The following is a 21,554-nucleotide window of genomic DNA, read 5'->3' on the forward strand; positions in this document are numbered from 1 at the left end:
CGGCCTTAAGGTTTCGGGCCGTCTGAACATTTGCGATATGGTCTATCCGCGCGCTGCCAATGCTTTTTCTGCGATTTCAAAATCGGAGAAATGGTGCTTCACGCCTTGTACATCCTGATAGTTTTCATGCCCTTTACCGGCAATCAGAATGATGTCGTTTGCGGCAGCCTGCTCAACCGCATAACGGATGGCAACGGCACGATCAACTTCGACGCGTTCAGGATGAGGCACGGCAGGCAAAATATCGTTGATGATGTCTTGAGGATTTTCCAAGCGTGGGTTGTCGCTGGTTACGACAACTTTATCGGCACCCTGCACGGCTGCCGCACCCATCAATGGGCGTTTGCCACGGTCACGGTTACCTCCGCAGCCAAATACGCACCACAAAGCCGCGCCCTGCGGTTTGATTTCCTGCAAAGTGGAGAGTGCTTTTTCCAGTGCATCGGGCGTGTGGGCATAATCGACAACAACCAAAGGTTTGCCGCTGTTCATAATGCAATCCATGCGGCCTGAAGCGGGACGGATTTTTGCCAGTACTTCCAAAACGTTATTGAGTGGATAACCGTTGGCACACAGCAAGGCAACGCAGGCAGCGAGGTTTTGCGCGTTGAATCGTCCGAGCAGACGGGTACGGCATTTTCCTTCGCCCCACGGGGTTTGGAATACGGCTTCCATGCCGTTTGAAGAAGCGGTGAAATCGGTAATGCGGATATCGGCTTGCTCGCTGAAACCATAGCCGTAAACGGCTAAATCGGGACAGTCTTTTTTCAGACGGCCTGCGAGTTCTGCACCGTATGCGTCATCGACATTGATGATGGCGTGTTGCAGACCATGCCAGTAGAACAGGCGCGATTTGATGGCACCATAGGCTTCCATGGTGCCGTGATAGTCGAGGTGGTCACGGGTGAGATTGGTAAAGATTGCACTGCAAAACGGCACGCCGTTGACGCGCGATTGGTCAAGGCCATGGCTGGAGACTTCCATCGCGGCGGCTGTTGCGCCTTGCTGGCGGAAGCGGTAGAGCAGGGTTTGGACATCGACAGGAGCAGGCGTGGTATGCGTGGTCTCTTCCAATGCGCCCCAAAAGCCGTTGCCGACTGTGCCAATAATGGTGGTTTTTTCGCCCAGAAAATCGGCAGCTTGCGCCAGCCATTGTGTGATAGAGGTTTTGCCGTTGGTACCGGTTACGCCCCAAACTTTAAGACCGTCTGAAATATTGCCGTAAACCTGCGCCGCCAACATACCGGCGCGATGTTTCAGATCTTTAATGCCTTGATTGGGAACGTTCCATTCGGGATTCCACGCAAATTTGCCGTCATCGTCCCAAAAAACAAAAGCCGCGCCGTTGGCAATGGCTGCGGGGATATAACTGCGGCCATCTGTATATTCGCCCTGACAGGCAACGAAAATATCACCTTGTTTGATTTGACGGCTGTCTGAATGCAACAAACGCCCTGCTGCGTTTTCACACAGCAGAGGCGGAAAGTTGGTTTCAGCCAAAGGGGTTAGCTTGCTGAACATAAACAATATCTCTTTGATTGTTTGGATTATGACGGTACTTTGACAGTAGCGGCATTACTTAACGGCTTGGTCGGGGAAACGCCCAAGATGTTCAAGCTTCCGCTCATGACTTCTTTGAATACAGGACCGGCAACCACGCCTCCGTAATAGCCGTTGGCAGTCGGTTCGTCGATGGTAACGGCCACAATCACGCGTGGATTTTTAGCCGGAGCAAAACCGATGAACGTACCGACGTGTTTGTTGTCCACATAGCGGCCATTAACCAGTTTACGCGCCGTACCGGTTTTCGCACCTACGTCGAAACCATCGACAGCACCGGCAGTACCGGTACCGCCGGCTTCAGTAACGGAAACCATCAACTCGCGCACTTTTTTCGCAGTAGAGGCTTTGATGACGCGCTTGCCTTTAGGTGCAACCGCTTGTTTTTCAAAGCTGACAGGCAACAATTCGCCGTCATGGGTCAAGACAGTATAGGCACGCGCCAATTGCAACAGGCTTAATTGCAGGCCATAACCGAAAGACATGGTTGCCTGTTCGATTTTTTGCCATCTGCGCCAGCTTCTCAACAAACCTGCAGTCTCACCAGGAAAGCCTGAATGCATACGCACGCCCACACCTAAATCATGATAGAAATCGTACATTTCTTTAGGCGTAAACATGGCAGAAAGTTTACTGGTACCGACGTTGGAAGATTTTTGCATAATGCCGCGCACATCCAAAGTAGGATAAACGTGGGTATCTTGTACGGTAGCCGGACCGATTTTGTAAGGCAGGGTGTTGAACGTATCGGTTGCATCCACTTTGCCGGAATCCAATGCTTTGGCAATAGTAAACGGCTTCATGGCAGAACCGGGTTCAATCATATCGGTTACGGCGCGGTTGCGGCGCTGTTCGCTATTGGCCTGACCCGGTTGATTCGGATCGTAAGCCGGACTGTTGACCAACGCCAAAATCTCGCCGGTTTGCGCATCCAATACCACAACCGTACCCGCTTTGGCTTTGTGATAAGCCACAGCCTTGTTCAACTCGTCATAAGCCAGAGTTTGAATACGCTGATCCAAAGACAAAATCATGTCTTGGCCGTTTTTAGGCACACTGTTGCGCGGAGAGTCAAGGCTGTCAACGATATTACCTTTGTTATCGCGCAATACGACTTTCGCACCATCTTCACCGCGCAGGCTGTCTTCACGGGAAAGCTCCAAGCCTTCCTGACCTTTGCCGTCGATATTGGTAAAACCGATAACGTGCGCAAACAGATTGCCCATCGGGTAATGGCGTTTCAATTCTTTTTGGAATGCAATGCCTTTAATGCCCAATGCCTTGATTTCTTCCGCTTTTTCGTAGCTGAGTTGACGCTTCAGATAGATAAAACCTTTGTCTTTTTTAGACAATTTATTTTTTAACACTTCAACAGGCACATCGGCAATGGCCGACAGTTTTTCCAACTGCTCGTCAGTCGGCATTTCCTCCATACCGGAAGGCATGGCATACAATGATTCGGTAGGCGCACTCAACGCCAATGTAGCACCATTACGGTCGGTAATCATACCGCGTGATGCAGGCAACGGAAGCGTACGCACAAAACGTTGGTCGCCCTGATTTTTCAAAAACTCATGCTGACTGGTTTGCAGATAAACCCCGCGCACCAACAGACCGGTAAATGCCAGCGCAACGGCACCCAGCACCAAACCGATACGCCCGTTACTTGTCAGCGGTTTTTTTGTTTTTGTGGTTCCAGACAGCATTTGAGGTTTATATTCGTTCTTAATTAACATGTTGGACTTCTCATGACTTAGCTGCTCAGTGAGCTATTAATTCCCGTAAACACCTTGAAAACAAGGCTATATTCTTATTTTTTGCGTTCCAGCATAGCCGTATTATGCACACCCGGCGGAAGCAGATGTTGCTTTTCGGCCGCCACTTTAATCAGTTTGTGGTTGGCCAATCTTGCCTGCTCCAATTTCAAGCGCGCGTAATCCTGTTCCAACTGAATTTCCCGTTTTTGTGCCTTATCCAACTCGATAAAGTGCAAGCGCGACTGGTTTTGCTTAAACACTACGGCAAAGGCCGAAACCGTCACCAAAACCAGTAATAAAATATTCAACTTACCCATTTCAAACTTTCAGACGGCCTGTCAACAGAAACATCCCTTGCGACAATGCCGAAACGCTTCCCTAGTCAACAACCGAAAATTCGTCGCTGCTGCGCTCCGCCACACGCAAAACTGCACTGCGTGCACGCGGATTAGCTTCAGTCTCTGTCGAACCCGGTTTGATTGCTTTGCCCACAGCCTTCAAAGGCGGCTGAGGCAAATCCGCCTCTTTGACCACTGCCCAACGGGGTAATGGCGCATGTTGCGAATATTTTTTAATAAACTGCTTCACAATTCTGTCTTCCAGCGAATGGAACGCAATGACAGCCAAGCGTCCACCCTCTTTCAGACGGCCTGCAACCTGCGGCAAAACTGCCTCTACCTCTTCGAGCTCGCGGTTAATAAAGATGCGAATTGCTTGGAAGGTGCGCGTTGCAGGGTCTTGTCCGCGCTCACGAGTACGGACGTTTTGCGCCACAAGCTGCGCCAGCTTGCGGGTTGTATCGATGGGACTCTCCTCGCGTTGCGCAACAATGGCGCGCGCAATCTGGCGACTAAACCGCTCTTCACCATAATTCTTAATGACCTCGTGTAAATCCTGTTCGGATGCGGTTGCAATCCATTCTGCCGCAGACATCCCGCGAGTCGGATCCATCCGCATATCCAACGGCGCATCAAAGCGGAAACTGAATCCGCGGCTGCCATCGTCAATTTGCGGCGACGAAATCCCCAAATCAAAAAGCGCACCGTCAATCTTATCGATGCCTAATTCATCCAAGGCCGTCTGAAATGTTTCAAAACCATTGTGTACGACACTGACACGTTTATCTTGGGCCGCCAGCTCATTAGCTACCGCAATCGCCTCCGGGTCTTTATCAAAAACAACCAAACGACCCTGCTCACCCAAACGTGACAAAATCAGCCGGGAATGCCCTCCCCTACCGAACGTACCGTCCACATAAATCCCGTCTTCACGGATTGCTAACGCATCCACCGCCTCATGCAACAAGACAGTAACATGCTGATAATTTTCAACTTTACTCACAATTGCAAATCCGTTTGACTTAATTGGAAAGCCAATTCATCAGGATCGATATCCAAAGCCTGATTCATTTCCTCTTCCCAATGTTCGCGACCCCACAACTCCATACGGTTTGCACGGCCAACCAAAGTAACTTCTTTTTCAAAATCCACACGTTTGCGCAGATTGGCCGGAATCAAAACACGTCCGGCGCTGTCCCACTCCAAAATCTCCGCATTGTGCAGCAGCAGATTTTGATACCGTTGCAAAGCTTCATTGCCGGCAACTTTCAACTTCAAAATCTGCTCGGCTTTTTCTTCCCAAACGGGCTCGGGGTACATCAATAATTTTTTTCGGGAATCCAGTGTGACCACAATTGCAGGCGTATAACGGCGCAGCAAAATATCGCGGAATTTGGCAGGAATCGCCAACCGCCCTTTACTGTCCATACTCAATTCATGAGCACCACCAAACACATCACACCTCAAATTCGATTAAAATAAAACTAGAGTGGGATTAAAAATCCCACCTTCCTAAAATATTTCGTTTTCACTTCTACGGAACACTTTTTGGGAAAAGTAACCACTTTCACCCACTATGCCCCACTAACCGACACTATAAGAAATTTTGGCAATCAGGTCAAATCAACCCTTTATCTGAAATGAAACACTAAACACTTAAAATTCAATAGCTTATATATATAAAAATGCATGACAAATTAATATGCCAGCCATTTTATATGGCATAAAACACCATATCTAGTATTGTTTATATTTTTAAAATACTACATATAGTATTTTTACACCCGATTATCACCCCTCTCACAAGGGGCTATAATATACAAACAAATTCAAATTTTTTACATTATCTAACAGTCATGAAGCCACAACTCCCCCTCCCTTCCACTGATGCACAAGCCTCTTCAGCACACCTGACCAAGCTCATAAAAAACGAAATTGAACAACATCAAAACTGGATACCCTTTTCCCGTTTTATGGAGCTTGCCCTTTACACACCTCAATACGGCTATTACAGTGGAGGCAGCCATAAAATCGGCACAGACGGCGACTTCATTACTGCCCCAACCCTCTCCCCCCTATTCGGACAAACCCTTGCCAAACAACTTGCCGAATTACTGCCGCAAACAGCAGGCAATATCTATGAATTTGGTGCAGGTACAGGCCATCTTGCCGCTACTTTGTTACAAAATCTTTCAGACGACCTGAGTCATTACTACATTATTGAGCTATCAGCAGAGCTTGCAGAGAGACAACGTCAACATATTCTTGAGCACACATCTCCCGAAGCAGCCGCCAAAATCATCCACCTCACCGCATTACCCGAACACTTTGACGGCATCATCATCGGCAACGAAGTATTGGATGCCATGCCGGTTGAACGCTTAATTTATCAAGATGGAGGATTTCAACAAATCGGCGTCAGCCTAGAGAATGACGAGCTAATCGAAGCCATCAGACCATTGACCCAATCCGAACTGATACAAACAGCCACCTTATATTTTCCTCCCCTCCCTTCATACACAAGCGAGCTGCATCCGGCACAATATGCCTTTATCCAAACCCTGGCCGCTAAATTACAGCGCGGCGGCATGATATTTATCGATTACGGCTTCGACGCCGCCCAGTATTACCATCCGCAACGCAAAGAAGGCACATTTATCGGCCACTATCGCCACCACACCATCCACGACCCATTTTTCAATATCGGCCTAACCGATTTGACTGCGCACGTCAATTTCACCGATATTGCACGCGCCGGCACGGAAGCAGGTTTGGACTTAATCGGCTACCTGCCCCAATCCTATTTCCTGCTCAATCTCGGCATCACTGATCTACTTTCACAAATCGGCAGCCCGGATTCGGTTGAATATATCCAAGCCGCCGCCGCAGTACAGAAACTGATACATCAGCACGAAATGGGCGAACTTTTTAAAGTGATCGCTTTTGGCAAAGACATTGATATCGATTGGACAGGCTTCAGCCACGGCGATATTTGCCATAAGTTATAGCCTGACAACCTACTTTTTATTTTTTAAAAACAATAAGAAATAAAAAAAAGCAAAATTAGCGCTTGCCAAATATTCAAAAAAAACTATAATAGCGACTTCACGAAACGGCGAATTAGCTCAGTCGGTTAGAGCAGAGGAATCATAATCCTTGTGTCCGGGGTTCGAGTCCCTGATTCGCCACCAAATTTCGGGGGTATAGCTCAGTTGGTAGAGCGCTTGCATGGCATGCAAGAGGTCAGCGGTTCGATCCCGCTTACCTCCACCACTAAACAAAAAAGCTCTTGTTAAACACAAGAGCTTTTTTGTTTGGCTTAATCTTAATTAATAACTGATTGCTCATTAATTTTGCCATCTCAATACCCAATCAATAAAGGCCGTCTGAAACATTTCAGACGGCCTCTTGTCTTTTAATTACTTCACAAGCTTCAATACTTTTTTCGGTTTTTCTTCCGCAGATTCAGCTTTTTTATCTTCGACCACTGCAGCTTCGATAGAAGCAGGCTGATATGGTTCTACCTCAAACCCCATACCCTCTCCACTTTCGCGGCCAAATATACTGACAATATGACCGACCGGAATCCAAATCTCGTGCGCTACGCCGGAAAAGCGTGCAGAAAAATTGACCCACTCGTTGTCGATATTCAAGTTATGGCTGGCAGTAGGGCCAATATTTAAAACAATTTCATTGTCACGCACATACTGCATCGGCACACGGGTATGTTCATTTACCCAAACAACGATGTGCGGTGTTTGGTTATTGTCCAAACACCATTCATACAAAGCACGCAACAAATACGGTTTGGTTGAAGTTGCCATATATCCATCCTTTAGCGGCGCATGGCTTTTTCAGCCGGCGTCAATGCCTCAATAAAGGCTTCGCGTTGGAAAATACGCTCGGCGTACTTCAGCAAAGGCGCAGCAGATTTACCCAGTTTGATGTCGTAATAGTCCAAACGCCACAGCAGCGGAGACAAGGCAACATCAATCATAGAAAAGTCATCGCCCAAGATGTATTTGTTTTTAGTAAAAGATGGTGCCAACAATGTCAAACCATTGCCAATGGCTTCACGCGCTTTAGCTTGTTCTTTATTGGTAGATTCAGGGTTTTCCAACACTTGTACCAAGCTGAACAATTCTTTTTCCATACGGTACAGCACCAAACGGCCGCGACCGCGCATAACAGGATCACCCGGCATCAACTGAGGATGAGGGAAACGCTCATCAATGTATTCGTTGATGATGTTTGATTCGTGCAAAATCAAATCACGCTCAACTAGAACCGGTACTTGGTTATACGGATTCATCAAAGCCAAGTCTTCAGGTTTATTGAACACGTCCACATCTTTGATTTCAAAATCCATGCCTTTTTCGTACAGCACAAAACGGCAGCGTTGGCTGAATGGACAAGTAATACCCGAATACAAAGTCATCATAATCTTCTACTCCTGATCAATCTTTTCAGACGGCCTTAAGCCTTATAAAAATTCAGAAAGAATTATACATAATTTCAAATACTTAATCCAGAAATTTAAAATAACACACTGTTTACATTAAGCAATTTTTAGATTTGCATTAATCCGACATAAATTGATTAAGCAAACAAAAAAGGCAAACCTGAAACAGGTTTGCCTTTTTGATTCAAAAGAATTAATGAACGTCTTTCCAGAATTCTTTTTTCAGGAAGTACGCCAACGGCAACATTACGGCAAACAGGAATGTCAAAACCATGTAACCGATACGGTGGCGTTGCAATTGAGCAGGCTCACCCATGTATACCAGGTAGTTTACCAAATCGCGCACATACGCATCGTACTCTTTTTGGATCACTTTACCGTTAGGCAGGCGACGGCTGTGCAGACCGGTAGATTCCCAATACAGCTTAGGAGTCAGGTTGCCATGCTCGTCTTTAATCATAACAGGCTGACCTTTAGCATCCAACTCAACGGCTTGAATACCTTGTTGCTCCCACAATGGGTGAGGCATACTCGCGCCGGCCAAAACAGTATTGTTCCAACCGTTCGGACGAGTTGGGTCTTTATAGAAACCGCGCATATAGGCGTACAGGTAGTCTGCACCTTTAGAACGAGCAATCAGGGTCAAATCCGGCGGAGGCGCACCCAACCATTTGGAGGCATCTTTCGGATCCATTGCCGCTACCATTACGTCACCAACGTTGTCTGTTGTGAACATCAGGTTTTTCTTGATTTCATCTTCAGTCAAACCAATATCTTTCAGACGGTTGAAGCGCATACCGCTTGCAGAGTGGCAAGACAAACAGTAGTTTGTAAAGATTTGCGCACCGTGCTGCAGACTGACTTGATCACGCAGGTCGATATCGACTTTTTCGTAGTTTGCATGGCCGCCGCTGGCGACGGCTGCACTCATAGGCACTGCCAGCAATAAGGCAGCAAACCAGTTTTTCAGAGTTTGTTTCATTTTCGCTGCCCTCATCAGATATTGGTTGCAAACAAATAAGCACCAACAACGGTAATACCGACGTAAACAAAGAACATAATTTTTTGTTTAGTAGTGCTCATGGTTACGCGTTCAGGAACTGGTTTGTTGGTATCCAGTTTGGTATAGAACGGCATACCCAGGAAGAATGCAAAGTAGACGAAAGACAGGATACGTGCAACCAAAGTACGAGTATCAGTTGCTACCATTGCACCCAAAATACCCAAACCGATGAAGGCAATGATGAACAGAACCAACGCAGTTTTGAAGATTGGGCCGCGATAACGGACAGATTTAACCTCGCCTTTATCCAACCAAGGCAACAAGGCAATCAGTACAACTGCTGCCCCCATACCGATTACACCCCATACCTGAGTACCGGCAAAGGAAGGAATCGCACGCAAAATTGCGTAGAACGGAGTGAAGTACCATACCGGCGCAATGTGAGGAGGTGTTTTCAGCGCATTAGCTGCATCGAAGTTTGGCGCTTCCAAGAAGTAGCCGCCGCCTTCAGGTGCAAAGAACAACACAGAACAGAAGACAATCAGGAATACAACGACGCCCAAGATGTCTTTAACGGTGTAGTAAGGATGGAATGGGATACCATCGCGTGGAATACCGTTTTCGTCTTTGTTTTTCTTGATTTCAACACCATCAGGGTTGTTAGAACCCACTTCGTGCAGGGCGATGATGTGAGCCACAACCAAGCCGAGCAATACCAGAGGTACTGCGATAACGTGCAGGGCGAAGAAGCGGTTCAAAGTAACGTCGGAAACGTTGAAGTCACCACGAATCCAAGTGGACAAATCAGGACCGATAACAGGGATGGCGGAGAACAGGTTAATAATTACCTGCGCACCCCAGAAGGACATTTGACCCCAAGGCAACAGGTAACCCATAAAGGCTTCTGCCATCAATGCCAAGAAAATCAGGGAACCGAAAATCCACACCAATTCACGAGGTTTTTTGTATGAACCGTAAATCAGACCACGGAACATGTGTAGATAAACGACGATGAAGAAGAAAGATGCGCCGGTGGAGTGCATGTAGCGGATAATCCAGCCGCCGGACACGTCGCGCATGATGTACTCTACTGCGGTAAAGGCAGCAGGCAGATGGTAGGCGTTAAGGTTGCCGTCCGGTTTGTAGTTCATGGTCAGGAAAATACCGCTGACGATTTGAATTACAAGGACAAGCAGGGCCAAAGAGCCGAAGTAATACCAGAAGTTGAAGTTCTTCGGCGCATAGTATTGAGCCAAATGCTCATTCCACATTTTAGACAGAGGGAAGCGAGCGTCCATCCAGCCTAACAATGCTTTTGCTTTGCTATTGGTTTGGTTTGCCATAATTATCGTTCCTTATTTTTAGTCTTCGCCCACCAAAACAGTTGTATCGCTCAGATATTTGTAAGGCGGTACAACCAAGTTGGTCGGTGCAGGAACACCTTTGTATACTCGGCCTGCAATGTCGAATTTCGAACCGTGGCAAGGGCAGAAGAAACCGCCTTTCCAGTCTGCACCCAAGTCGGCGGGAGCAATGTCGGGACGGTAAGTCGGAGAGCAACCCAGGTGGGTACAGATACCGATAGCGACGAGAAGGTTCGGCTTGATCGAACGGGTCTCGTTTTTACAATTTTCGGGCTGATGATCCACTTCGGAATTAGGGTCTGTAACTGCACCATCCAAACTTTTCAAGTCTTTGAGCTGTTGATCTGTGCGGTTGACCAGCCAAATCGGTTTACCCTGCCATTCGGCAGTCAGCATTTGGCCTGCTTCGATTTTGCTGACATCTACTTCGACAGCAGCACCGGCAGCCTTAGCTTTCTCCGATGGGAAGAAGCTGGCCACGAAAGGCGTAGCTACGCCCAGAGCCGCCACACCGCCTGCACCGCAAGTAGCCAGTGTCAGGAAACGGCGGCGACCGTTGTTGATTTCTTGATTATCCATTATTCAGTCGTCCTAAAATTTTGGGAATACCGAGCCATTAAACAGCGTAATTCTACCTAGTTTGTTGTAATACTCAAAGCATTATTTAAAATAAGGTAAAGTTTTATGATATTGCTCAATACTCAAGCAGGATTGTTTTCATCAAAGTGAACCACTTCGATACCGAATTTTTCTGCCACGGCATCGCCTAAGGCACGTACGCCGTAGCGTTCTGTCGCATGATGGCCAGCGCTGATAAATGCCACACCTGTTTCATTGGCAAGATGATATTGCGCTTCGGAAATTTCACCGGTCAGATACGCATCGACACCTTCGTCTACGGCCGTCTGAAAAAATCCCTGCGCACCGCCGCTGCACCAGGCAATACGTTTGATTTTACGTTCAAGATCGCCGATAACGGTCGGCTTGCGGCCGAATACCGCCTCAATGCGTTCAGATAACTGCACCAGCGTTTGCGTGGTTTTCAGACGGCCTGTATTTAACAGGTTTTGCTCGCCGAATTGTTTTTCGAGTACCCAATCGAGTTTCTCAGCCAACTGTGCGTTATTGCCTAATTGCGGGTGCGCGTCCAGCGGCAGGTGGTAGCCCGCCATATTGATTTGGTGTTGCAGCAAGGTTTCAATGCGTGCTTTTTTCCAACCGGTAATCGTGACAGGCTCGCTTTTCCAAAACATACCGTGGTGGACCAAAAGCAGATCCGCTCCCTGCGCTACGGCAAAATCGATTGCTGCTTTGCTGGCGGTAACCGAAGTGGCGATTTTGGCAATTTCTTCTTTGCCTTCGACCTGCAGACCATTGGGCGCATAGTCCTTAAACAGCCCGACCTGCAAAGTCTCATCACACCAAGCCAGAATTTCGCGGCGTAAAGCCATATTCCGCTCCTTATATCTATCTTCAAAAACAGCTTCGCATTCTAACCGCAAAATCTGTTTATGCCTCAAATTCTTACATTCCGATTTCAGCAATCATTCCCAACATTAATCATTTGCACATCATCATGAATTATTTTAATATACCCCACCTTACCTACAGGCCGTCTGAAAACACATGGACTCTATTATCGAATTGCGTCATCTCAAAACCTTGCTGGCTTTAGAAGAAACCGGCAGCGTTTCCCTTGCCGCCAAACGGGTTTTCCTGACCCAATCCGCCCTGTCGCACCAAATCCGCGCCTTGGAAAATTATTACGAAACGCCGTTGTTTGAACGCAAATCCACACCTTTGCGCTTCACACCTGCCGGTATGCGCCTATTGCAACTGGCGCGCGAGCTGTTGCCGCAGGTTGCCGCCGCTGAACGTGATTTGGTGCGGATTATCGAAGGCGAAGCGGGCGAACTCAGACTTGCCGTCGAGTGCCACACCTGCTTTGACTGGCTGATGCCTGCCATGGGCGAATTCCGCCCGTTATGGCCGCAAGTTGAATTGGACATCGTTTCCGGTTTCCAAGCCGATCCGGTCGGGCTGCTGCTGCAACACCGCGCCGACCTTGCCATCGTTTCCGAAGCCGAGCCGCTCAACGGCATCAGCTACCGCCCTCTGTTTGCCTATGAAATGGTCGGCATCTGCGCAGAAGACCACCCGCTTGCCGACAAAGACGTTTGGGAAGCGGAAGATTTTATCGACGAAACCCTGATTACTTATCCCGTCCCCGACGAAATGCTGGATTTGCCCAAAAAAGTGCTACTGCCCAAAGGCATTAATCCGCCGCGCCGCCATAGCGAGCTGACCATTGCCATTATCCAGCTGGTTGCCAGCAAACGCGGCATCGCCGCCCTGCCCTATTGGACGGTCATGCCGTATCTGGAAAAAGGCTACGTCGTCCACCGCAAAATCACTTCAGACGGCCTGCAAAGCAAACTTTATGCCGCCATTCGTACGGAAGATGCCAACAAAGGCTATCTGGACAACTTCTGCCAAATCACGCACGACCGCTGTTTTGCCGACTTGCCGGGTTTGAGCGAATTGGAAATGTAAACTTGAAACAATCAAAAGGCCGTCTGAACAATTTTCAGACGGCCTTTTCAATATATAAAAAATCTCACTGCTTCTATTCGGACTTATCCGAGTTCAAACACGCCGACAAATCGATTTCAGACGGCCATGTTTTATCGGGTGCAACCCGAATATCGAAATGCTCGCCGCGATAGTCGAAAACCAAACGCCAGGCGTGCAGAAACAGATGTTCCGCCTCATCGCCGCCATACAGCGTATCGCCCAAAATCGGACTGCCTATGCTTTTCATGGCCACGCGCAGCTGATGGGTTTTGCCGGTAAACGGTTGCAACACAAACAGGCGCAAACCGGGCTGCAGGCTTTGGCTGCTGAAACGGGTAACGGCAAAATTATCCTCATCACGCGTCAGCTTCCATGTACCACGCCGCGAACGCGCCATACCGCCTTTCACCCAACCCTGCTTTTTCGCCGGCTTGTGCGTACCGAGTGCCAAATAAGTTTTACGCATGGTTTTCTCGGCAAACTGTGCCGACAAAGCGGCCGCGCTGTCGCGGTTTAACGCAAACAGCAACAGGCCGCTGGTGGCTTTGTCCAAACGGTGAACCAGCCACACGCGCTCAACGCCGAGCTGTTGCGCCAGCGATGCGGTCAGGCAAACATTCCCTTCCGATTCGCTGTGCACCGATACGCCGCAAGGCTTATTGATGACCACAAAATCTTTGTGTTCAAAAACAATGTCCCACATTTCAGACGGCCTTCAACACAATACCGTCGCCAAGCAGGGTCAAAATACCCAGCAGGCAGAACAAGATACATGCGGCAATGCGTACTGCTTTGGCTGGAATTTTGCGCATCAGCATTTCGCCCAAATACACGGCAGGCACAGAAGCAATCATCAAACCGGCAATACTGCCGACCACGACCAGCAGGATAGATTGGTATTTTGCCGCCAAAAGAACTGTTGCAATTTGCGTTTTATCGCCGATTTCAGCCAAGAAAAACAGGACGACCGTCGCCGTAAATGCGCCGTATTTCAGCCACTTGCCGTCAGGGTCTTCGTCTTTGTCCGGCAACAGCAGCCACAATCCAACCGCAATAAAGCTGCCGCCGACCACCCATTTCATGACTTCGGGCGAAATAGCGGATGCCAGCCAGACACCGAGTGCGGCTGAAACAAGATGGTTCAACAGGGTTGCAATAAAGATACCGGCAACAATCGCGTTTTTATGGGCAAAACGTGCTGCCAAAAAGAGCGCCAGTAATTGCGTCTTATCGCCGATTTCGGCAATGGCAACGCCCAGCGTCGAGGAGAAAAAAGCTTCCATGATTTAAGATACTCAACCGAAAAGCGGGCAAACAAAAAGCGCTGTGCATACCGCCCGCAAGGGTATGGACAACGCTTACGTCTTGCCTGTCTTCCGATAAAGCAGAGAAGATACCGCTGCCACGGCCGCACAAGCCGATTATGTTGACAACGGTTTCGGCATTGCGCCGAATGGCTACTCCCGTAAGAGTGAAGCGCGGATTTTACGGCAAACAAAAGTTTGAAGCAAGAAAAACAAAAGGCCGTCTGAAACCTGATTCAAGCAGGTTTCAGACGGCCTTTTTCACAGCGATTAATTATCGGAGAACAAATCGCCTACTTTTTCGCCTACTTTTTCCCAAAACGATTTTTTGCGCGGGGTTTGGCTGAGATTGAGGCCGGAGGAGATTTTTTCAAATTCTTCCAGCAACTCTTTCTGACGGTCGGTCAGGTTGACCGGAGTTTCAACCAAAATGTGGCAGTACAAATCGCCGGTCGAGCTGGAACGCAGAGACTTGATGCCTTTGCCTTTCACGCGCATACGGCGGCCGGTTTGCGTTTCTTTCGGAATATGCAGTTTGACTTTGCCGTCCAAAGTCGGCACTTCGACTTCACCACCCAATGCAGCAATGGCAAAGCTGATCGGCAGTTCGCAATGCAGGTCCAAGCCGTTGCGCTCGAAGATTTTGTGCTGTCTTACGCGGACATTGACGTACAAATCGCCTGCCGGTGCACCGTGTTGACCCGGCTCGCCCTCGCCGCTCAAGCGGATGCGTTGACCGTCGTCGATGCCTGCCGGAATGTTGACTTCAACTGTTTTGCTGGTTTTGGTGCGGCCTTCGCCACGGCATTTGACGCAAGGATCCTTGATTTCTTTGCCTGTACCGTGACAAGTCGGACAAGTCTGCTGCATTTGGAAAATGGCTTGGCGGACGTGTACCGTACCTGAGCCGTGACAGGTCGAACAAGTCGATGCGGATGTGCCCGGTTTGGCACCTGAGCCGTGGCAGACATCACATTCTTCGTAAGTCGGAATGTTGATGCGTTTTTTCACGCCTTTGGCGGCTTCTTCAAGCGAAATCTCTATGCCGACCTGCAAGTCCGCGCCGCTGTAATCCGGCTGGTGGCCGCCTGCGCTGCCGCCACCGCCGAACATTTGGCTGAAAATATCGGAAAAATCGAAGCCTTGCGCGCCACCGAATCCGCCTTGGCCGCCGAAACCGCCAAAGCCACCGAATCCGCCCGCACCTGCGCCCTGTTCGAACGCGGCATGGCCGTATTGGTCGTACATGGTGCGTTTTTCCTTGTCAGACAAGGTATCGTAAGCTTTTTGGACTTCTTTAAATTTTTCTTCCGCTTCTTTGTTGTCAGGGTTGCGGTCGGGATGGTATTTCATTGCCAGCTTGCGGTAGGCTTTTTTGATTTCATCGTCGCTAGCGCTGCGGGCAACACCAAGGGTTTCGTAAAAATCTTTATTGCTCATATATTTTGATAGTGTTAAGAATGAATTCAAACTGGGTGAGATATGTGGGCGAGTATCAAAAACTCAAGTCAGTATTTTCAAGGCCGTTTGAAATTGTGCTTTTCCGACATCCAAACATTCAGACGGCCTTTGTCAAACCGACAGGCCCGACAACCTGCTATAATCCCATCTTTATTTTTTCCAACGTTTTCAAGCGAAAAACAGAATGACCATGCAAGAACATTACCAACCCGCCGCCATCGAGCCTGCGGCGCAGAAAAAATGGGACGACGAGCGTATTTTCAACGTCTCCGAAGACGCTTCCAAACCCAAATACTACTGCCTCTCCATGTTCCCCTACCCCAGCGGCAAGCTGCACATGGGGCATGTGCGTAACTACACCATCGGCGACGTATTGAGCCGCTTCAAACGCTTAAACGGCTTCAACGTCATGCAGCCTATGGGTTGGGACGCGTTCGGCATGCCGGCGGAAAACGCAGCGATGAAAAACAACGTCGCCCCCGCCGCTTGGACGTACGACAACATCGAATACATGAAAACCCAGCTCAAAAGCCTGGGTTTTGCGATTGACTGGGAACGCGAAGTCGCTACCTGCAAACCCGAATACTACCGCTGGGAACAATGGCTGTTTACCAAGCTGTTTGAAAAAGGCATCGTGTACCGCAAAAACGGCACGGTAAACTGGGACCCTGTCGACCAAACCGTCCTTGCCAACGAGCAAGTCATCGACGGGCGCGGCTGGCGTTCGGGCGCGTTGATCGAAAAACGCGAAATCCCGATGTATTACTTCAAAATCACGGATTACGCCGAAGAGCTGCTCAACGATTTGGACAAGCTGGAACACTGGCCGGAACAAGTCAAAACCATGCAGCGCAACTGGATCGGCAAATCTCGCGGCATGACCGTGCGCTTCGCCGTTTCAGACGACAGCAAACAAGGCTTGGAAGGCGATTACGCGAAATTCCTGCAAGTTTATACCACCCGTCCCGACACGCTGATGGGCGCGACTTATGTTGCCGTTGCCGCCGAGCATCCGCTGGCAACCGCCGCAGCCGCCGACAAACCCGAATTGCAGGCATTTATCGCTGAATGCAAAGCCGGCTCCGTTGCCGAAGCCGATATGGCGACGATGGAGAAAAAAGGCGTGCCGACCGGCCGCTACGTCGTCAATCCGCTCAACGGTGACAAGCTGGAAGTGTGGATTGCCAACTACGTCTTGTGGGGCTACGGCGACGGCGCAGTGATGGCGGTTCCGGCGCACGACGAACGCGATTTCGAGTTCGCCACCAAATACAATCTGCCTAAAAAACAAGTCATTGCCGTCGGCGACAACGCATTTGACGCAAACCAATGGCAAGAATGGTACGGCGACAAAGAAAACGGCGTATTGGTCAACAGCGGCGACTTGGACGGCATGAATTTTCAGACGGCCTTTGACGCCATCGCCGCCAAGCTGCAAAGCCAAGACGCAGGCGAACCGAAAACCCAATACCGCCTGCGCGACTGGGGTATTTCCCGCCAACGCTACTGGGGCTGCCCGATTCCTATCATCCATTGCGAAAAATGCGGCGACGTACCCGTCCCTGCCGACCAACTGCCGGTCGTTTTGCCTGAAAACGTCGTACCAGACGGCATGGGTTCTCCTTTGGCAAAAATGCCCGAGTTTTACGAAACCACCTGCCCATGCTGCGGCAGCGCGGCGAAACGCGAAACCGACACCATGGACACCTTCATGGAATCGAGCTGGTACTTCTTCCGCTATATGTCGCCTCAATTCGCAGAAGGCATGGTATCGGCAGAAGCCGCGAAATACTGGGGCTCGGTCGACCAATACATCGGCGGTATCGAACACGCAATTTTGCACCTCTTATACGCGCGCTTCTTCACCAAACTGATGCGCGACGAAGGCTTGGTCAATGTTGACGAACCATTTGAACGCCTGCTGACGCAAGGCATGGTCGTTTGCGAAACCTACTACCGCGAAAACGACAAAGGCGGCAAAGACTGGATCAACCCCGCCGATGTCGAGCTGACTTTCGACGACAAAGGCCGCCCTGTTTCTGCTGTTCTGAAAGCCGACGGCCTGCCTGTCGTCATCAGCGGCACGGAAAAAATGTCCAAGTCCAAAAACAACGGCGTCGATCCGCAAGAGCTGATTAACGCCTACGGCGCGGACACTGCCCGCCTGTTCATGATGTTCGCCGCACCGCCCGAACAGTCCCTCGAATGGAGCGACAGCGGCGTCGAAGGCGCACACCGCTTCCTGCGTCGTCTGTGGCGTACCGTTTACGAATACTTGAAGCAAGGCGAAGCAGTCAAAGCGTTCGCAGGCAGCCAAGATGGTTTGTCTAAAGAACTCAAAGACCTGCGCCACAAATTGCACGCCACTATCGCCAAAGTCAGCGACGACTACGGCCGCCGTCAACAGTTCAACACCGCCATCGCCGCCGTAATGGAACTGCTCAACCAATACGATAAAACCGACACCGGCAGCGAACAAGGCCGCGCCGTCGCCCAAGAAGTATTGGAAGCCGCCGTACGCCTGTTGTGGCCGATTGTTCCACACATCTGCGAAACCCTGTGGAGCGAATTGAACAGCGCGAAACTGTGGGAAGCAGGCTGGCCGACAGTCGACGAAGCTGCTTTGGTCAAATCCGAAATCGAAGTGATGGTTCAAGTCAACGGCAAACTGCGCGGCAAAATCACCGTCGCCGCCGACGCCTCCAAAACCGACCTCGAAGCCGCCGCCCTTGCCAACGAAGGTGCAGTAAAATTCATGGAAGGCAAGCCTGCGAAGAAAATCATCGTCGTTCCCGGACGCTTGGTGAATATCGTCGTCTAAACCGCTTTTAAGGTTTAGCCACACAGATAAAGGCCGTCTGAAACTTGGAAACAGGTTTTCAGACGGCCTTTTTAAGGTAGATTAAGCTGATAAGTCCAATAACACATTGTGATGAAAAGGTTCCATTGGATTTAGAATCACTCTACACACGTCCCTGAAACATAAATCCGTTGTATTCCTCACGATGTTTTGGCACAATTCGAAGCCAATCAACCACGCTTGTACTTGGCATCCTAATGGCTTCAAAACCCTTCCTAAAATGGGCTGGTGGCAAACATAAACTTGTCCCCTTTATCGAACACAATCTACCCACTCCTGCACGAAAACGTCTGGTTGAACCCTTTTGCGGTTCTGCTGCTTTGTCTCTTGCATTGGATTTCGAACATTATCTGCTCAATGATATTAACGCTGACTTAATCGGCTTATTCCGTATCCTAAAAGAAGAAAAATCCGGATTCATAGACTATACCCGCTCTTTCTTTACTTCCGAAAACAATAGCGATTCAAGATTCTATGAATTGCGGGAACAATTCAACTTCAACCAAGATCTACACGAACGTTCAGCGCTATTTATTTATTTGAACCGCCATGCTTTTAACGGTTTATGCCGTTACAACAGCAAAGGGGCATTCAATGTGCCATTTGGACGCTACAAATCTCCTTACTTTCCACAACAAGAAATGGAAGGTTTCATTCAAAAATCTGACAGAGTTGAATTAATGTGCGGAGATTTTCAAACGATCCTATCTCTGACAAACAATACAGATACTGTTTATTGTGATCCTCCTTATGCACCTTTAAGCCCAACCGCTTCATTTACCACTTATGCCAAAGAAGGTTTCAATTTAGACGATCAAATCCGCCTTTCCCTGTCAGCCCAACAAATTGCGCCTAACTCTCAAGGCGTTTTGATTTCAAATCATGATACTGAATTTACGAGAGATATTTATTCTTCTGCTATTCTGAAAACGGTTGAAGTACAACGCAATATTGCCGCGAAAGGCAGCAGTCGTAAAAAAGTCGGAGAATTATTGGCAATTTATGAGTGATTTCGACAAATTGGCTGAAGAAGCTGCCATTTATCAAAGTCGTTTGAAAAAAATTGTTTCAGACGACCTTGTCCTCTACAACGAAAATTCCCTTACCGTCATGCGGAAGATATTGGAAAAACATCCAAATGGCTGTTTTGATATGATTTTCGCAGACCCTCCTTACTTTCTTTCCAATGACGGCTTCAGTTGTCAAAACGGACAAATGGTTTCCGTTAATAAGGGCAACTGGGATAAATCCAAAGGAATGGCGGCAGATTTGGAATTCTACGAAGAATGGCTCCGACTGTGTTACGCCTTATTAAAACCAAACGGCACAATTTGGGTTTGCGGCACATTTCATAATATCTATTTAATCGGCTACCTGATGCAAACCATCGGCTACCATATTTTGAACAATATTACTTGGGAAAAACCAAATCCTCCCCCTAATTTGTCCTGCCGTTTTTTTACCCATTCGACAGAAACAATCTTATGGGCAAAGAAAAATAAAAAAGCCAAACATACGTTTCATTATGAAATGATGAAAGCACAAAATGATGGCAAACAGATGAAATGTGTTTGGACATTTCCTCCACCAAATAAAACCGAAAAAACATTCGGCAAACATCCGACACAAAAACCACTCCCCTTGCTTGAACGCTGCATACTATCGGCTTCAAATATCGGAGATTTAATTTTTGACCCTTTCATGGGCAGCGGCACAACAGGCGTTGCTGCCTTAAAACATGGTCGGAAATTTTGTGGTTGCGAACTAGAAGAAGATTTTTTTGAATTAGCAAAGAAAAGGCTACAACAAAAGCTGTAGCCCCATCTTATTTTAAATTATTCGAACAACACCATCTCTATCCTGTCTGGCCATTTCACGAACTTCCCGCATGAATTCTTTTTTAAAATAAAATGCATGATTCTTATTTGAAATATTCCGATTATATTGTGCAGAAAATATAGGACTGTATGGCTTGGAATCTTTTGATCTGATTTGTATAAAACTACCGTTTGATGTGTGAATGTATCCGTCGCCGGAATTAATATCAGCTAACAGCTTACCTTTAATTTGCGTGAAATCAGCAGATAACTGTCTGAAAAGTTCACCCTCTTCATTTATTTGCACATGATAGGCTGACTGTATGTACCATTTATCAGGATCGTTGTCGACTTTACAAATAGGAACATATAGCAAATTCTTTATTTTTTGGTATATCCAACTATCTTCAAAGCTTATCTGATCGCTGATTAACTGATCAAAGTTACTGGAAATCTGCGAGATAAACATAGTCTCTAGTGGTGCACCATCTGCATCTGCTTTATTGGTTTTCAGCTCACCATCAGAAAAATCTGTCAAAGCATTTGTATTCTCAAGTCCTATTAATTTCTCGATAAACTGTCCTACCCCGCCTTTATTTATCTTCATTTCAGAGGTGAACTCGGGAAATCTGGTTTGATATTCAAGTTTTAGATCTCCTAGCGTCCTTCCGACGTTTTCTATAAAAAAACCATACGAATCAGTTAGATTCATTATCACAGTTCCCGTCATTAACATAGTCCTTAAAAGTTAAAAGTTCAGGCAAAGAAATATCTAATGCACTAGCCAAACGAATAAGATTTAATAGGGCAGGGTTACGCTCTCCACGTTCTATCATTCCGATATAAGTCCGGTGCATATTCGCTTTTTCAGCCAATGCTTCCTGACTTAAATCCTGGAGTTGTCTTAAATGACGAACATGTTTGCCAAATTGTTTTAAAATTTCTGATTTCATGATGACTATTCTTAATGTTTGCAAATTAAATTCCACATACAATAAGTATCAACTTTAGTTCTAATACGAAAGGCCGTCTGAAACCCTATATTCAGGTTTCA

The 21,554-nt window shown here is 48.1% G+C and carries 21 protein-coding genes and 2 tRNA genes; 7 read left to right on the forward strand and 16 right to left on the reverse strand.

Features of this window, described 5'->3' with window-relative positions; genetic code table 11:
* Window positions 1-42: 42 nt before the first annotated feature.
* The 5 genes from DBY95_RS06225 to mraZ form a co-directional block, all read right to left on the reverse strand.
* Window positions 43-1,521 carry a UDP-N-acetylmuramoyl-L-alanyl-D-glutamate--2,6-diaminopimelate ligase gene (locus DBY95_RS06225; RefSeq protein WP_107723758.1) on the reverse strand — a complete coding sequence of 493 codons (1,479 nt, stop codon included), beginning with the start codon at window positions 1,519-1,521 and terminating at the stop codon, window positions 43-45.
* A 26-nt stretch (window positions 1,522-1,547) separates the two neighbouring features.
* Complete coding sequence (locus DBY95_RS06230; protein ID WP_107723759.1) at window positions 1,548-3,296, reverse strand: peptidoglycan D,D-transpeptidase FtsI family protein; 1,749 nt, start codon at window positions 3,294-3,296, stop codon at window positions 1,548-1,550.
* Between the two features lie 74 nt (window positions 3,297-3,370).
* Window positions 3,371-3,634 carry a cell division protein FtsL gene (ftsL, locus tag DBY95_RS06235; RefSeq protein WP_107723760.1) on the reverse strand — a complete coding sequence of 88 codons (264 nt, stop codon included), beginning with the start codon at window positions 3,632-3,634 and terminating at the stop codon, window positions 3,371-3,373.
* Between the two features lie 61 nt (window positions 3,635-3,695).
* Window positions 3,696-4,658 (reverse strand): 16S rRNA (cytosine(1402)-N(4))-methyltransferase RsmH, encoded by a 963-nt coding sequence (gene rsmH, locus DBY95_RS06240; RefSeq protein WP_107723761.1) that lies wholly within the window; start codon window positions 4,656-4,658, stop codon window positions 3,696-3,698.
* Entirely contained in the window at window positions 4,655-5,110 is a 456-nt protein-coding gene (mraZ, locus tag DBY95_RS06245; RefSeq protein WP_039861849.1) for a division/cell wall cluster transcriptional repressor MraZ, read from the reverse strand. The genes rsmH and mraZ overlap by 4 nt, the downstream gene beginning before the upstream one ends.
* A 401-nt stretch (window positions 5,111-5,511) precedes the next feature.
* Between mraZ and DBY95_RS06250 the strand changes: the two genes are divergently transcribed.
* The 3 genes from DBY95_RS06250 (at window position 5,512) to DBY95_RS06260 (ending at window position 6,928) form a co-directional block, all read left to right on the forward strand.
* Window positions 5,512-6,663: a class I SAM-dependent methyltransferase gene (locus DBY95_RS06250; protein WP_107723762.1), complete on the forward strand. Its 1,152-nt coding sequence runs from the start codon at window positions 5,512-5,514 to the stop codon at window positions 6,661-6,663.
* A gap of 106 nt (window positions 6,664-6,769) precedes the next feature.
* Window positions 6,770-6,846: transfer RNA gene (locus tag DBY95_RS06255), tRNA-Met, on the forward strand.
* A 6-nt stretch (window positions 6,847-6,852) separates the two neighbouring features.
* Window positions 6,853-6,928 (forward strand) — tRNA-Ala (locus tag DBY95_RS06260).
* A gap of 146 nt (window positions 6,929-7,074) precedes the next feature.
* Here DBY95_RS06260 and DBY95_RS06265 read toward each other — a convergent pair.
* From DBY95_RS06265 to DBY95_RS06290, 6 genes are all read right to left on the reverse strand, one after another.
* Window positions 7,075-7,479, reverse strand: a complete 405-nt coding sequence (locus DBY95_RS06265) for a ClpXP protease specificity-enhancing factor (RefSeq protein WP_107723763.1) — start codon at window positions 7,477-7,479, stop codon at window positions 7,075-7,077.
* A gap of 11 nt (window positions 7,480-7,490) precedes the next feature.
* Window positions 7,491-8,096, reverse strand: coding sequence for a glutathione S-transferase N-terminal domain-containing protein (locus DBY95_RS06270; protein ID WP_039861850.1), 606 nt, complete (start codon window positions 8,094-8,096; stop codon window positions 7,491-7,493).
* A 214-nt stretch (window positions 8,097-8,310) separates the two neighbouring features.
* Window positions 8,311-9,099 (reverse strand): cytochrome c1, encoded by a 789-nt coding sequence (locus DBY95_RS06275; RefSeq protein WP_198341499.1) that lies wholly within the window; start codon window positions 9,097-9,099, stop codon window positions 8,311-8,313.
* A 14-nt stretch (window positions 9,100-9,113) separates the two neighbouring features.
* On the reverse strand, window positions 9,114-10,463 hold the full coding sequence (locus DBY95_RS06280; protein ID WP_003681866.1) for a cytochrome b: 1,350 nt from the start codon (window positions 10,461-10,463) through the stop codon (window positions 9,114-9,116).
* 18 nt (window positions 10,464-10,481) lie between these two features.
* Window positions 10,482-11,063 (reverse strand): ubiquinol-cytochrome c reductase iron-sulfur subunit, encoded by a 582-nt coding sequence (gene petA / locus DBY95_RS06285; protein ID WP_070504243.1) that lies wholly within the window; start codon window positions 11,061-11,063, stop codon window positions 10,482-10,484.
* A gap of 122 nt (window positions 11,064-11,185) precedes the next feature.
* Window positions 11,186-11,935, reverse strand: a complete 750-nt coding sequence (locus DBY95_RS06290; RefSeq protein ID WP_107723764.1) for a Nif3-like dinuclear metal center hexameric protein — start codon at window positions 11,933-11,935, stop codon at window positions 11,186-11,188.
* Between the two features lie 175 nt (window positions 11,936-12,110).
* Here DBY95_RS06290 and DBY95_RS06295 point away from each other — a divergent pair, with 175 nt between their 5' ends.
* On the forward strand, window positions 12,111-13,037 hold the full coding sequence (locus DBY95_RS06295; protein ID WP_003748251.1) for a LysR family transcriptional regulator: 927 nt from the start codon (window positions 12,111-12,113) through the stop codon (window positions 13,035-13,037).
* A gap of 73 nt (window positions 13,038-13,110) precedes the next feature.
* Here DBY95_RS06295 and DBY95_RS06300 read toward each other — a convergent pair whose 3' ends face one another.
* The 3 genes from DBY95_RS06300 to dnaJ all read right to left on the reverse strand — a co-directional run bounded on the left by DBY95_RS06300 (window position 13,111) and on the right by dnaJ (window position 15,802).
* Window positions 13,111-13,761 (reverse strand): TIGR01621 family pseudouridine synthase, encoded by a 651-nt coding sequence (locus DBY95_RS06300; protein ID WP_107723765.1) that lies wholly within the window; start codon window positions 13,759-13,761, stop codon window positions 13,111-13,113.
* 1 nt (window position 13,762) lies between these two features.
* Window positions 13,763-14,341 carry a TMEM165/GDT1 family protein gene (locus tag DBY95_RS06305; protein WP_004518907.1) on the reverse strand — a complete coding sequence of 193 codons (579 nt, stop codon included), beginning with the start codon at window positions 14,339-14,341 and terminating at the stop codon, window positions 13,763-13,765.
* 291 nt (window positions 14,342-14,632) lie between these two features.
* Window positions 14,633-15,802 carry a molecular chaperone DnaJ gene (gene dnaJ / locus DBY95_RS06310; RefSeq protein ID WP_107723766.1) on the reverse strand — a complete coding sequence of 390 codons (1,170 nt, stop codon included), beginning with the start codon at window positions 15,800-15,802 and terminating at the stop codon, window positions 14,633-14,635.
* A gap of 211 nt (window positions 15,803-16,013) precedes the next feature.
* On the opposite strand from dnaJ, the gene leuS reads away from it, so the two are divergent.
* From leuS to DBY95_RS06325, 3 genes are all read left to right on the forward strand, one after another.
* Window positions 16,014-18,644 carry a leucine--tRNA ligase gene (leuS, locus tag DBY95_RS06315; RefSeq protein WP_107723767.1) on the forward strand — a complete coding sequence of 877 codons (2,631 nt, stop codon included), beginning with the start codon at window positions 16,014-16,016 and terminating at the stop codon, window positions 18,642-18,644.
* A gap of 236 nt (window positions 18,645-18,880) precedes the next feature.
* Window positions 18,881-19,693 carry a DNA adenine methylase gene (locus DBY95_RS06320; RefSeq protein WP_107723768.1) on the forward strand — a complete coding sequence of 271 codons (813 nt, stop codon included), beginning with the start codon at window positions 18,881-18,883 and terminating at the stop codon, window positions 19,691-19,693.
* Complete coding sequence (locus tag DBY95_RS06325) at window positions 19,686-20,501, forward strand: DNA-methyltransferase (RefSeq protein WP_070591787.1); 816 nt, start codon at window positions 19,686-19,688, stop codon at window positions 20,499-20,501. Before DBY95_RS06320 ends, DBY95_RS06325 begins: the two co-directional genes overlap by 8 nt.
* A 12-nt stretch (window positions 20,502-20,513) precedes the next feature.
* Here the strand turns inward: DBY95_RS06325 and DBY95_RS06330 are convergent, their stop codons facing one another.
* A complete protein-coding gene (locus DBY95_RS06330) occupies window positions 20,514-21,212 on the reverse strand; it encodes a MutH/Sau3AI family endonuclease (protein ID WP_159068471.1) in 699 nt (232 codons plus the stop codon).
* A complete protein-coding gene (locus DBY95_RS06335; protein ID WP_070591788.1) occupies window positions 21,199-21,453 on the reverse strand; it encodes a helix-turn-helix domain-containing protein in 255 nt (84 codons plus the stop codon). The genes DBY95_RS06330 and DBY95_RS06335 overlap by 14 nt, the downstream gene beginning before the upstream one ends.
* Between the last annotated feature and the right edge of the window lie 101 nt (window positions 21,454-21,554).

It is taken from the genome of Neisseria subflava (assembly GCF_003044935.1).
GTDB lineage: Bacteria > Pseudomonadota > Gammaproteobacteria > Burkholderiales > Neisseriaceae > Neisseria > Neisseria subflava_E.

Coding starts and splice junctions, on each gene's coding strand:
- DBY95_RS06225 (WP_107723758.1), bottom strand. CDS start 1,521: ATGTTCAGCAAGCTAACCCCTTTGGCTGAAACCAACTTTCCGCCTCTG.
- DBY95_RS06230 (WP_107723759.1), bottom strand. CDS start 3,296: ATGTTAATTAAGAACGAATATAAACCTCAAATGCTGTCTGGAACCACA.
- ftsL (WP_107723760.1), bottom strand. CDS start 3,634: ATGGGTAAGTTGAATATTTTATTACTGGTTTTGGTGACGGTTTCGGCC.
- DBY95_RS06250 (WP_107723762.1), top strand. CDS start 5,512: ATGAAGCCACAACTCCCCCTCCCTTCCACTGATGCACAAGCCTCTTCA.
- DBY95_RS06265 (WP_107723763.1), bottom strand. CDS start 7,479: ATGGCAACTTCAACCAAACCGTATTTGTTGCGTGCTTTGTATGAATGG.
- DBY95_RS06270 (WP_039861850.1), bottom strand. CDS start 8,096: ATGATGACTTTGTATTCGGGTATTACTTGTCCATTCAGCCAACGCTGC.
- DBY95_RS06275 (WP_198341499.1), bottom strand. CDS start 9,099: ATGAAACAAACTCTGAAAAACTGGTTTGCTGCCTTATTGCTGGCAGTG.
- DBY95_RS06280 (WP_003681866.1), bottom strand. CDS start 10,463: ATGGCAAACCAAACCAATAGCAAAGCAAAAGCATTGTTAGGCTGGATG.
- petA (WP_070504243.1), bottom strand. CDS start 11,063: ATGGATAATCAAGAAATCAACAACGGTCGCCGCCGTTTCCTGACACTG.
- DBY95_RS06290 (WP_107723764.1), bottom strand. CDS start 11,935: ATGGCTTTACGCCGCGAAATTCTGGCTTGGTGTGATGAGACTTTGCAG.
- DBY95_RS06295 (WP_003748251.1), top strand. CDS start 12,111: ATGGACTCTATTATCGAATTGCGTCATCTCAAAACCTTGCTGGCTTTA.
- DBY95_RS06300 (WP_107723765.1), bottom strand. CDS start 13,761: ATGTGGGACATTGTTTTTGAACACAAAGATTTTGTGGTCATCAATAAG.
- DBY95_RS06305 (WP_004518907.1), bottom strand. CDS start 14,341: ATGGAAGCTTTTTTCTCCTCGACGCTGGGCGTTGCCATTGCCGAAATC.
- dnaJ (WP_107723766.1), bottom strand. CDS start 15,802: ATGAGCAATAAAGATTTTTACGAAACCCTTGGTGTTGCCCGCAGCGCT.
- leuS (WP_107723767.1), top strand. CDS start 16,014: ATGCAAGAACATTACCAACCCGCCGCCATCGAGCCTGCGGCGCAGAAA.
- DBY95_RS06320 (WP_107723768.1), top strand. CDS start 18,881: ATGGCTTCAAAACCCTTCCTAAAATGGGCTGGTGGCAAACATAAACTT.
- DBY95_RS06325 (WP_070591787.1), top strand. CDS start 19,686: ATGAGTGATTTCGACAAATTGGCTGAAGAAGCTGCCATTTATCAAAGT.
- DBY95_RS06330 (WP_159068471.1), bottom strand. CDS start 21,212: ATGAATCTAACTGATTCGTATGGTTTTTTTATAGAAAACGTCGGAAGG.
- DBY95_RS06335 (WP_070591788.1), bottom strand. CDS start 21,453: ATGAAATCAGAAATTTTAAAACAATTTGGCAAACATGTTCGTCATTTA.